Source organism: Pseudomonas caricapapayae (assembly GCF_001400735.1).
GTDB lineage: Bacteria > Pseudomonadota > Gammaproteobacteria > Pseudomonadales > Pseudomonadaceae > Aquipseudomonas > Aquipseudomonas caricapapayae.
Window position 1 is genome coordinate 1 of sequence record NZ_LJPW01000023.1, and the last position, 9,717, is coordinate 9,717.

At 53.6% G+C, this 9,717-nt stretch carries 11 protein-coding genes; all 11 read right to left on the minus strand.

The window, feature by feature from the left end:
- Positions 1-147 precede the first annotated feature (147 nt).
- The 11 genes from ALO80_RS03420 to ALO80_RS03470 all read right to left on the minus strand — a co-directional run bounded on the left by ALO80_RS03420 (position 148) and on the right by ALO80_RS03470 (position 9,388).
- The gene (locus ALO80_RS03420; RefSeq protein ID WP_055007942.1) at positions 148-2,406 is read right to left on the minus strand and encodes a DEAD/DEAH box helicase; all 2,259 of its coding nucleotides are present in this window, start codon (positions 2,404-2,406) and stop codon (positions 148-150) included.
- Positions 2,407-2,509: 103 nt separating this feature from the next.
- Positions 2,510-3,961 carry a DUF6094 domain-containing protein gene (locus ALO80_RS03425; protein ID WP_055007943.1) on the minus strand — a complete coding sequence of 484 codons (1,452 nt, stop codon included), beginning with the start codon at positions 3,959-3,961 and terminating at the stop codon, positions 2,510-2,512.
- A gap of 29 nt (positions 3,962-3,990) precedes the next feature.
- Entirely contained in the window at positions 3,991-4,590 is a 600-nt protein-coding gene (locus ALO80_RS03430) for a hypothetical protein (RefSeq protein WP_055007944.1), read from the minus strand.
- Positions 4,591-4,712: 122 nt separating this feature from the next.
- Positions 4,713-5,324: a DUF3275 family protein gene (locus ALO80_RS03435; protein ID WP_055007945.1), complete on the minus strand. Its 612-nt coding sequence runs from the start codon at positions 5,322-5,324 to the stop codon at positions 4,713-4,715.
- Positions 5,325-5,419: 95 nt separating this feature from the next.
- On the minus strand, positions 5,420-5,755 hold the full coding sequence (locus tag ALO80_RS03440) for a hypothetical protein (protein WP_055007946.1): 336 nt from the start codon (positions 5,753-5,755) through the stop codon (positions 5,420-5,422).
- A gap of 88 nt (positions 5,756-5,843) precedes the next feature.
- Positions 5,844-6,161 carry a hypothetical protein gene (locus ALO80_RS03445; protein WP_055007947.1) on the minus strand — a complete coding sequence of 106 codons (318 nt, stop codon included), beginning with the start codon at positions 6,159-6,161 and terminating at the stop codon, positions 5,844-5,846.
- Positions 6,162-6,455: 294 nt separating this feature from the next.
- Entirely contained in the window at positions 6,456-7,028 is a 573-nt protein-coding gene (locus tag ALO80_RS03450; protein WP_055007948.1) for an STY4534 family ICE replication protein, read from the minus strand.
- A 96-nt stretch (positions 7,029-7,124) separates the two neighbouring features.
- Complete coding sequence (locus tag ALO80_RS31360; RefSeq protein ID WP_055007949.1) at positions 7,125-7,355, minus strand: hypothetical protein; 231 nt, start codon at positions 7,353-7,355, stop codon at positions 7,125-7,127.
- A gap of 303 nt (positions 7,356-7,658) precedes the next feature.
- Positions 7,659-8,027, minus strand: a complete 369-nt coding sequence (locus tag ALO80_RS03460) for a hypothetical protein (protein WP_055007950.1) — start codon at positions 8,025-8,027, stop codon at positions 7,659-7,661.
- 184 nt (positions 8,028-8,211) lie between these two features.
- The gene (locus ALO80_RS03465; protein WP_055007951.1) at positions 8,212-8,778 is read right to left on the minus strand and encodes a hypothetical protein; all 567 of its coding nucleotides are present in this window, start codon (positions 8,776-8,778) and stop codon (positions 8,212-8,214) included.
- 343 nt (positions 8,779-9,121) lie between these two features.
- Entirely contained in the window at positions 9,122-9,388 is a 267-nt protein-coding gene (locus tag ALO80_RS03470) for a hypothetical protein (RefSeq protein ID WP_055007952.1), read from the minus strand.
- Positions 9,389-9,717: the final 329 nt, after the last annotated feature.

Below are 9,717 nucleotides of genomic sequence, written 5' to 3' on the forward strand. Positions count from 1 at the left end.
TATTTAACCACGATGGCCGGGAATTTTACACAAGCGTCGCGTTGTTGAGTCGTATTCCATTGACGTCAATTTCTGTGCGGTAACGTGGCGCATGATGCGCGGCTGATCATCATACGGGAGAAAAAGGCCACCCGAAGGTGGCCATGGTCAAGCGTTGATGAGTTGTCTGGCGAGTGCCATCTCTACGGAATCACCATCCTGGTTCAACGAGTCCAATCCAGACTCTGGAACATCCCCTGAGGTGCTCTGTGATACGGCGATCTTCTTGGCCATTAGCTGCAGGCAGGTGATCTGAGAACTGCCGATGTAGCCGAAAAAGATCACCCTGACGTCCTGCTTCTGTCCGATCCTCCATGACCGCCTCGCCGCTTGTTGCACCGTGTAGACGTTGTAACCCGTCTGCATGAACGCAATGGTCGGAAAGTCCAACAGGTCCAGACCTGTTTTTACGAGCTCCGGGTTGGTGATCAGTACGTCGACGCCTCGATCAACCTGGTCAAGGATCCAGTCTTCGCGCCTGGCGGTGTCCACCGATGCACGCAGCACTGCCACCTTCAGTCCATATTGTTCGAGCACCCGCTTCATGCGGCTTGTGGTGTCTCTGGTACCTGTGTAAACCGAGTAGACCAGAACCTTGCGGTTCCGGGCTTTTTCAGCAAGACATAGGTCCAGAAGGGCCTGTTCCTTCGGCATGAGCTCATCCTCTTCGAAGATCGATGGGACGAAAGCCAACGTGTCTCTGGATCGAGGATGTTTCACGACTTCAGGTCGAAAGCAACAATCCGGCCAGGCCAACAGCACGTTCAACACCACCCCTAACAGCGTCGTGTCTCTACGGGCCAGAGCCTGACGAAGCTCGACGGTCAATGTATGGGCAAGCTTAAGGTGAGCCGCCTCCTGGTCTGGACACATCGGTACGTCAATGAACTCCTCCCGATAACCAGGTAGCACGTTGCCGCCGATATCCTTGAGTTTCAGAAACACAGTGAAGGGTAGAACGAAGCGGTGAATGCCTTTCGGGCCGAACCCCGGAGCTTTGACCGTCCGCACTGAGAGTCTCTTACCTTTGGCAGTCTTGTGAGAACTGCCATCACGCTCGGTATAGATATCCTTCAATACCCCGTGATCCCGCATAAAAGACATCGCCGCCGGCGCCATGCTTCCACGCGCGTTGGGTCGATAGCCGTCCTCGATCATACGTCTGGTGAGGATCCGGAACAGTAGGTAGAACAGATCGTCCGCATAGCCGCCCATGAGAGTGCCGGTCAGCAGCACAGTCTTTCGTGCTTTGGCTGCGAGCACGCCCATAGCCTGACCTTGTGCCGATCCACTGTTTTTGTACTCATGCCCCTCGTCCACGACCAGTAGGTCGAAGCATCCATCAGGTAGGTAGCGCTTGATGAACTCGGTGGGTTGGTAACCCCCCTCGCCGAACCCGAACTCGATGTTGGCCATCGCACGCTCCATGCGCTTGGCCTGGCGGTCGCTGAAGATGAAATTGCCTTTGGCGTCCATCAGGTTGATGAACTCAGAGACATTGTCCAGAAGCATCGAGGCGAGAAAGTCCTCGCCGAAGTCAGATAAAAGCCGTTCTGCACGAACAGGTCCGATCGTAGGGATGCGACACATCGACTTAAGGATCGTGTTGCGGCGGCTGCCGCCATCCGCCTTGCCCGGACGCATCAGCGTCCATAAAGCGGCGTCACAGTGATCGCAGCGTCGACGTCGCTCTTCACGCTGAAATTCCTCAGCGGTGATCAGATTCCCTTCCTGGTCCTGGAGCAGGCGTCCACAATCTGGACACGCTGCCAGGCTCCTTCCACCGCCGGCGCGCCGTTGCCAAAAGGCCAGACGCCAGTGGAATCCCATCCGCATCCGCACACGGCCGAGAATGAAGAACTCCTGACGTCCGTCGTAGGTATCACCCAGTTGATCACGCAGCTTCAGCAGCTTGATCAGGGTATCCGGTCCGTTGAGCACCCAGACGCGAGCGTCAGGGATGGTTTCGAGGATCTCGCGCCGCCACTTGTAGACCAGGTGCGGAGGCGCGATGACCATCGTCCTGCGATAACCAGCTCCATGCATGACTGCAGCGAGAGCGATGGCCATCATTGTTTTGCCGGTACCCATCTCGGCATTGATGATGCCAGCCTTCTCATTCTGATCGAGCAAAAGCGCGGCAATGGCCTGGACCACTTGAGCCTGTGCAGGGAAGGGCTGTCGTTTGAGGCCCTCCAGCACCCGCTGCCGAGCCGGATTGTCGATGCCGGCATAGACCGGTGGGTTCGAACGGTTGAGTGACTCCAGGAGTTCGTCACCAAACTCCTCGATGAACTCAGTGAGCCCAATGTTCAAAGCTGGCACACAAGGGTGGCCTGCATGCGCAGCCAAAGGCAGGTCGTTCATGATGTTTCTCCGCGTAGGGATGAAACAGGGCACGCACGACACCACGAAGGGTATTGGGCATACCCTGTGGGTTGGTTGAGAAAGTGGTTTGTTTAAAGCTCTGTCAGTAGTCCGACGGCAACATGATCGTGGTCACGGAGCGATCGGCCTCGGTGATGATCCAGAGTCTGGTTTCATCTTCCGCGTCGATGTCATACCTGGAAAACAATCGGCCATCAGCATTCACTGCTTGCTGTTTGCTGTCCCAGTCGTCGTTCGAAATTTCACCCCAATCGCCCGCCGCGTGACGCGATAGGTACTGCCTCACGTCGAGAGAGCTGTTTTGGAGCAGACTTTGAACGCTGTGCGTGAGCATCACACGGCCCAGTCCAAATGAAGCGTCCTGACTACGTGCAGCAGTGGTTGAGGTGGTTTCGTGTGCAGCTGGTGTTGTCGCATCCGAGCTGATGGTCAGTGCGCACCCTAGATAGGATGAGCTTGGCGTCATATCCCATGCCCGAATCCTGGGCACAAAACGATCAGTCAAGATCCGAGTCTCAAAAACGTTGCCGTCCTCGTCCTCGGTGAATTCGGTCTTGGGAACCTTATCCTTGTAAGTGTCGCCCTTGAGCACCAGGACACGTCCGGACCGAGAGGTCACTACACCGGTTATGGCTCCGGCAGCGAGTGCCAGTGCCAAGTGCCACCGTGAAAGTGCCTTCACGGGCGCGCGCGGTTGAACGCCAGTCTGACCAAAGTGCAGCGTGAAATCAGGCCATAGGCCTCTCAGACGAAAAACCTCTTCACTCAATTGCTCTGGTTCAAGCGTGATTCGGTAGAAGTGTTCCAGATCATTGGCGATCGGCAGGACAGCGTATTGCTCCCACTGCCAAGTAGCCGGCAGCAGATCCGCAGCTTGCTCCCCGGATCCGATTGCCCGCAAATGCTCGCGCATTTCCGCCACTTCCCGGGGCCTTGCCAAATCTTGACGGCGTACCCTGATCCCGAATATAACTACCTGTTTGAACGTCCGATCTACCGCGGCGCAGATCCGCAGCCCGGTAAAGTGATTGGTAAGCCAGCCACACAGCTCGTCGTCCAGCACGTAGTGAGGAACGATGAATACCATCACACCTCCGTACTGCAGCAACGGCAGTGATCGTTGGTAGAACGCCTTCTCAAGCCTTCTGCGCCCGCTGCCCTGGTACTGTGACGCGCCAGAGTGGTCAGCGACCAGGTCACCGTAGGGAGGATTGAGCCAAAGCAGTCCGAAGGACTGTCGAGAGATCATGGTGTCCATCAAGTCGCCCTGCAGCACTCGATCCAGCAACGTTTTCGAGTGATCAGCGCGCTCTTTGTCGTACTCAACCGCATACGCCTCGGTTCGGTCGCGCTCCAATCGGTGTGCGACCTCAGCCAAAGCCACTCCTTCTCCCGAGCACGGATCAAGAATCCGCATCCGTCCCGAGGTCGCCGGCAACAATGCCTGCAGAGTGCGCTCCAGAGTCAGTTCGTCAGTCGGGTAATAGCCGTTGCGTGCAAAATTACGGGCAAGCCGTGAGAACATCAAAGCCATGGTTGGCCCCTTAGACTGTAGGACGTGAATTACGCCGTAACTTCAGTGGTGAGTTTTCCTGCGCGAATGAGTTCGCCCAGGGCGTTTTCGAGCACGTCCAGCTGCAGCGACAAACGCCAGGCAGTCACCGAGCCAATAGCTCCTGGTAGCGGATGCAACATGTTGTGCGCAGTAAGGACTTCCATCACCGGCTCACGCCAATGTGGAAGGAAGGGAAGCGGACAAGTATCTACGACCAGCGGCCACAATCTGTCGAACGGGTCATGGGCTTGGTTGATAAGCGCGTAAGCAGAGTGGTTTGCTCGATCCGGCTGCGAGCAACGCTGATCGAACAGCCATACGTGCAACAGGCTGCCGAAGAGCGTTCCGCGAAGCTGGCGAGTGGTCCGTTTTTCCAACTGATCCGTATCAGGGAATACCGGGATGCGTTGGTCATTCGTGACGATGTGAAACTGGTCCAGGCCGTTCTCGGAGTTACCGAGTGTTAGCCTGGCCAGAAACTCCTGCATGGCCGTGTCGCGGCCCCAGGCTGAGAGAAATATCAGGTTTCGCTGCTCGTCACAGACGCACGCGTCGACGTACAGATCCGGGCATTCTTCTATCCGAAAGAGTTGAGTGCGGTTGGCCATTATTGCCTCCAAAAAAGGAGGGGACCCCCACCCTAAGGGCGGTGAAGCCCCTCAGTTTTTGTGTTTTATGGATAAAGCTGGTTGCTCAGTTGCAGCCCGAGGATGATCACTTTGGATCATGATCAAGATGTGCTGAGATTCCAGATCTGTAGCTTGAAGTCCAACTCATATCCGAGCTCGCCGAGGCGGACACATTGTTGCCGTAGTCGCTGACGGTCTACGGTTGTATCCAGCTTGACTGAACTTCCGATAGGCCAGATCGTGCCAAACAGTTCTGCATCAGATTCAAGTGTCGTGGATTGTTTCTTCGGCTCTGCTTTCGCCATTCCGAAGGGAGCGTCACTGTCAGTTAAAGCTGAACGTTTGGACGTTGTGTTAACGGTGCGTCGGGTTTTGGCTGGAGATGAGTCTTCCGGAAGTTCTTCATCTATCGGATCTGTTTCATTGTTGGACAGCCTCTCAGCCTCATCTGCGCTCAGGTTAGCCACATCGTCCAATGACATGCTGTCCAGCCTGGCGCGGACTTCGACCACTAATCTGCCGCCGTTTGTGTAGTAGGAGGGACGAATTTCGGTGATAACGAAATCACCTCGATATTTGCCCTCATGGTACTGGTCCAGCAGCGCGTCCTTGATAACGAACTCGCCGATGGATGTCGAAAGTCGCCCAACGTTGAAAGCGCCGTTGCGACCGCTGATGGTGCGTATGGCCAAATAGCCGGGCAGGTTGATCATAACTACTCCAGATTATCGGGCAGGCCACTTATATGGGAGCCCGAAAAAAAGCCCGAAGATTCGGGCTTGTTCGTGGTTTCAGGTTGCCGACTGGGTTAGAAGAGGGTGAGAGGCTGTTCAGCCCTAAGCGAAATGCACAGATAGGAATTGCCGTTCAATGCATCCATACGATGAAGTCTCAGTTCGAGCCAATGACGCCCCGAGCGGTTACCGTTGGGCAGAAAACGATAGATGCCGAAGTCAATCTGAATCTCATCGGGCTGCAGATGCAGCTCGCGATAAGCTTCGAGTACGACTTCGCCAAGACGAGTGCCGACCTCAGCAATGTGTGATGGTTGTTCCAAATGAACCGATTCTTTCCAGGCGGAAGGCGTCAGCACAACTGGCAATTTCAGCAAAGTGGATGGCAAGTGGTTTATGGCGTTGGACATAGTAGTTCTCCAGGTGCGGGTAACCACCTCGCCCGACCGGGAGGTGAATTACCCGGTCAGGTTGGTTTTCGTTCTTGAGAACGTTTGGTTAGAGTCTTTCTATTACAGCGGGTGAGTTATCAGGAAAAATATCTATCCCGCACCATTCCCGAAGAGTCCAGTAAGACTTGAGGAGTGCAGTATCTTCAATATACGAGCTGTGGTCGGTTGTGAAATTCTCGGCATGGTCCAAAAGTGCCAAGTCTTCGAGCTTGTCCAGTACATCCTCCCAATGCAAACTGGAAAAACGATCCGGTGGAGTATCTTTGTTTAAAACCTTTTGATAGATACTATCTTGAGTGCGTGCTTTTGAAATCAGCAAAGCGAGCTCAAATCTCAAAGTTAGTCTATTAGTATTACTGTCCATACTGAGGCTCCAATACACAGGCCCATCCCTAAGGGTGAGGGCCCTAAGGGAAAAGCAGAAGGTTCCGCTTCAGGACGTGATCGCAAGACCTGTCATTGCGAAAAAAGTGGCTACCAGGCCTCCCGCGCCTATCTGAGTCAGAAGTTGAGAGGATAACTGTTGTCCACATTCTAGAAAAAATATGCTGAGTACTGTAAACACGAGAGTAGCGATTGCGAATTTCATGAAGTCGTTACCTACTTTGTGGAGAAAAGAAAAGGCGCCTGCAGGGCGCCTTGAGGTTGTAAAGATCTATCAAGCGGCTTGATTCTCTCCTCGTGTTGCACGAGCTGGTTGCGCTCGCGCTGGCTTGGAGGGAGTAGCAGCTGGAGAAGCTACATCAGCTGGTCCGCTCGCGGCAGACGCCTCGGATTGAGCCATTGGGGCAGCTTCCGACTCTGAACTTTCAGAAGAGGCAAGTGCTTCTTCTTTCTGCGGAGCCTGATAGACGTATTCACCTTCAACTTTGATCCAGGCAAGGTACAAGAGGCGGCCCTTGAGGCTGGCACTTGTCTGGCCCTGTTTGGCACCACTGGTGTAGGTGAAAACATCAGCCCAAATGTCACCGATGCGGAAAGAAACAAGAACTTTCTTGCCGGCATCGACGGCTTCCTGGCAACGGCGAATCAGCTTGTCAGCTTCAGCACCTACCACGTTGCAGTCAATGTAAGCGTACTCAGCCGAATCAGTGCTACCTTTAAGGGCCGCTACTGTCACAGCAATGAAAGGAGCGCCCTTACGAGGCTTCACTTCACGAATGCGGTTGAGATAGCCAATGCCGGTGGTGTGCAGGTCGAAGTATTTGGTTTCGTTAGTAGAATTGCTCATGATGTATCTCCAGTTTTGAATGTTCAAAGCGGAGATACACTTCGCCCAGGGGGAAGGTATTCCCCGCATGGGTGGTAGAGCGAAATTTTACGACAATCAATGCATGAATCTAAACGCTGTAAGCATAACGCCAACGGCAGCAGTCAGCATGACAGCCATACGAATGGTGAGTTTCAGTTCGAGTCTAGACTCGAGTTTGTCGATGTCGGCTTTTGTCGCGAGTTGCGTTTGCATATCCGACTCCAGAGCATCGACTACTGCAGTGGCGCGGTCTTCCGGAACATCGATTGAAATCAATGCTTGGTACAGCGCAAGACTGCTTTTCATGAAGGTCTCCTGCTTAGCACGAGACCCACCCTACGGGAAAGGTCCCGATGGGGTGTGAGAATCATTATGCATCCATCAACCGATAAGTCGGTCAACCGTTCGCGCTTCCGAATGCTTTGCGAACTAGGGGTTGGATTAATGCGTAAAACGCATCGTAGTCATGAAATCCAGACTACCTCGGGCATGTTGCTGACAACGTCAGCGGTACATGACTTTAGAATCCTTTAAGGGCGATTCATTTGTCAACCCTTCTCATGAAAAAAGCCCCTCAATACATGAGGGGCTGGTCGAGAGAGGGGAGTATCAAGCAATGAGCTGGTCCAACGACCCCATGACAGGGGCCTTAACCACTGGTTCAGCATCCTGCTTTTTGGAGGCTTCAGCCACCTTCGATGCGCGAGATTTACGGGTTTTCTTCACCGGTTTGGTCTGAGCTTCTTGCGTATTAGCCTCATACCATGCATGAAGGTTGATCCCTTTGCGACGCACTATGGCTGGCACGCTGCAGTAGTTTTCGCATTCGTCGTGGGTCATCACAGGTTCAGGCATTACCCTGCACTGCGCTGTTCCCACATGGACTGTTGCAGGTTTTGGCTTTTGGTTAACCGCACGGATGCAATCACGCAATGCAGTACCGACCATAACGCCAAAACGAAAGCTTGCTGTGCTCATGGTGTTTCTCCAGTTGAAATTGCGGAGAACACCGCCCGAGAGGGGAGTGATTCCCCGCTGGGTGAGTGACGCGTTTAATGTGCATCCATCGGCGTTTACATCACCGATCGTTCGCGCCTCCGGAAGCTTTGCGAACTTTAGGTTGGATCAATGCGTAGAACGCATCGTAGTCGTGAGATCCAGACTACCTTCGGCGTGATGCCGAAAACCGCAGCGCCACATTCCATAGGTAATTGAAAAAACCGCGTACAAGCGTGGGTTTTGTATGGGTTGACACCCACACCATTTTCGTTCCGCTAGCGCCTGCAATTTCTTTTTGACGCCATTGCTCTTGAATACGCGTCCATTCTTCATCGCTCATGACGAGGTCTGGATCATCCGTCAGGTCACACTCCTCAGGTCCGAAGTCCTCATAGGCCTCTAGTCCTGTGAATTCAAAACAACCGCATGGGCAGGTGTCTTTAGTGAGGCCGTGGCTGCAGATTCCATGGCTTCGATTAACTTCCCTTGCCGCCCTAATTTCTGACTGTGAGCGATAATCATAGTCCGAGCGTGCATAACTAAATGCGTCTGCTGCTTCCGGCGACATTTCGTCATCGCCGAACGTCTCAATCATCTGAGAGCAAAAGTGCTCATAGACCATTGTTTCGTATGTCGGAAATTGACGGCATGCCTTGCCGTAAAGCATATCAACGCGTTTAGTGATTTCAGCATTTTGAGGGGCTGAGTGTACAGTCGTGTGACTCAACATGGTCTATCTCCGTTCAAATAGCAGAAAACGGAGACACTCGTCCCTAAGGGAAAGTATTCCCCGAGGGTAGGTATGTGATATGACTCAGCCAGGCCGAGTGCAGCATTGCGTGAGACGTAAAATATGCATCCATCGGTAGTGAATACCGATCGTTCGCGCTTCCGGAAGCTTTGCGAACTTGGGGATGGATCAATGCGTGGAACGCATCGTAGTCATGAGATCCTGACTACCCGGGCATGTTGCTGACAACATCAGCGGTACATGTCTTGAGAATGTGAATTCTGTGAAGGCTTGTCAAGCGCGAGCTGTCGTGATTGACCACGCTCAGCGTGAGATGCGTGTTTCATAGGTCTCTACGGCAATATCTTCCTTCGGCTTGACTGTGCTCGCAGGCAGTGACCACGGCATTTGTTGCATCGATCACGGACTGCAGTCGACGTGTGATCATGGGGATTTCGTCACGCTCGAAGGCTCCGCCTACCCTGAGAATTGCGGCGAGCTCTAACGCGGCCTGAGCTGCCTGGTTTTCAACCGTTTCTGGTCTGTCACGAGACTGCGTTGACGCCAGCGCAGTGATCATCCAGTCGAGCACTCCCTTCAATACACTCATGCTCATTCCTGCCACTGACGAACGCAATATCCAGCGTCCCTTACTGACTTGGCCCCGCAAAAGCGAGGCGCACTTGGGGCTTAATTTATTCATACCTACTATGTAGCCGCTTGAAGATTTCCACGCCAATAGGCGCTCTGACCTGGCCGAAGCAACAATGTTTTCGATAGCGGGATAATGGGAATCGTGCCGAGAGCTATCATCTTGCAGATGATGACTCTCAGCCGATGTGTGATGTGTTGAAGCTTGTAAAGTTTGCCACCTGTGAGCGTAAGCTCAGCGAGGATCCCTGGGCATTGATCTCACGCATTGCTTCACCGACATCACCC

What these genes read in the sequence shown, in the direction of transcription:
- ALO80_RS03450 (WP_055007948.1), bottom strand. Translation starts at nt 7,028, where the DNA reads ATGAGCAATTCTACTAACGAAACCAAATACTTCGACCTGCACACCACC.
- ALO80_RS03430 (WP_055007944.1), bottom strand. Translation starts at nt 4,590, where the DNA reads ATGGCCAACCGCACTCAACTCTTTCGGATAGAAGAATGCCCGGATCTG.
- ALO80_RS03420 (WP_055007942.1), bottom strand. Translation starts at nt 2,406, where the DNA reads ATGAACGACCTGCCTTTGGCTGCGCATGCAGGCCACCCTTGTGTGCCA.
- ALO80_RS31360 (WP_055007949.1), bottom strand. Translation starts at nt 7,355, where the DNA reads ATGAAAAGCAGTCTTGCGCTGTACCAAGCATTGATTTCAATCGATGTT.
- ALO80_RS03440 (WP_055007946.1), bottom strand. Translation starts at nt 5,755, where the DNA reads ATGTCCAACGCCATAAACCACTTGCCATCCACTTTGCTGAAATTGCCA.
- ALO80_RS03465 (WP_055007951.1), bottom strand. Translation starts at nt 8,778, where the DNA reads ATGTTGAGTCACACGACTGTACACTCAGCCCCTCAAAATGCTGAAATC.
- ALO80_RS03425 (WP_055007943.1), bottom strand. Translation starts at nt 3,961, where the DNA reads ATGGCTTTGATGTTCTCACGGCTTGCCCGTAATTTTGCACGCAACGGC.
- ALO80_RS03445 (WP_055007947.1), bottom strand. Translation starts at nt 6,161, where the DNA reads ATGGACAGTAATACTAATAGACTAACTTTGAGATTTGAGCTCGCTTTG.
- ALO80_RS03435 (WP_055007945.1), bottom strand. Translation starts at nt 5,324, where the DNA reads ATGATCAACCTGCCCGGCTATTTGGCCATACGCACCATCAGCGGTCGC.
- ALO80_RS03460 (WP_055007950.1), bottom strand. Translation starts at nt 8,027, where the DNA reads ATGAGCACAGCAAGCTTTCGTTTTGGCGTTATGGTCGGTACTGCATTG.
- ALO80_RS03470 (WP_055007952.1), bottom strand. Translation starts at nt 9,388, where the DNA reads ATGAGTGTATTGAAGGGAGTGCTCGACTGGATGATCACTGCGCTGGCG.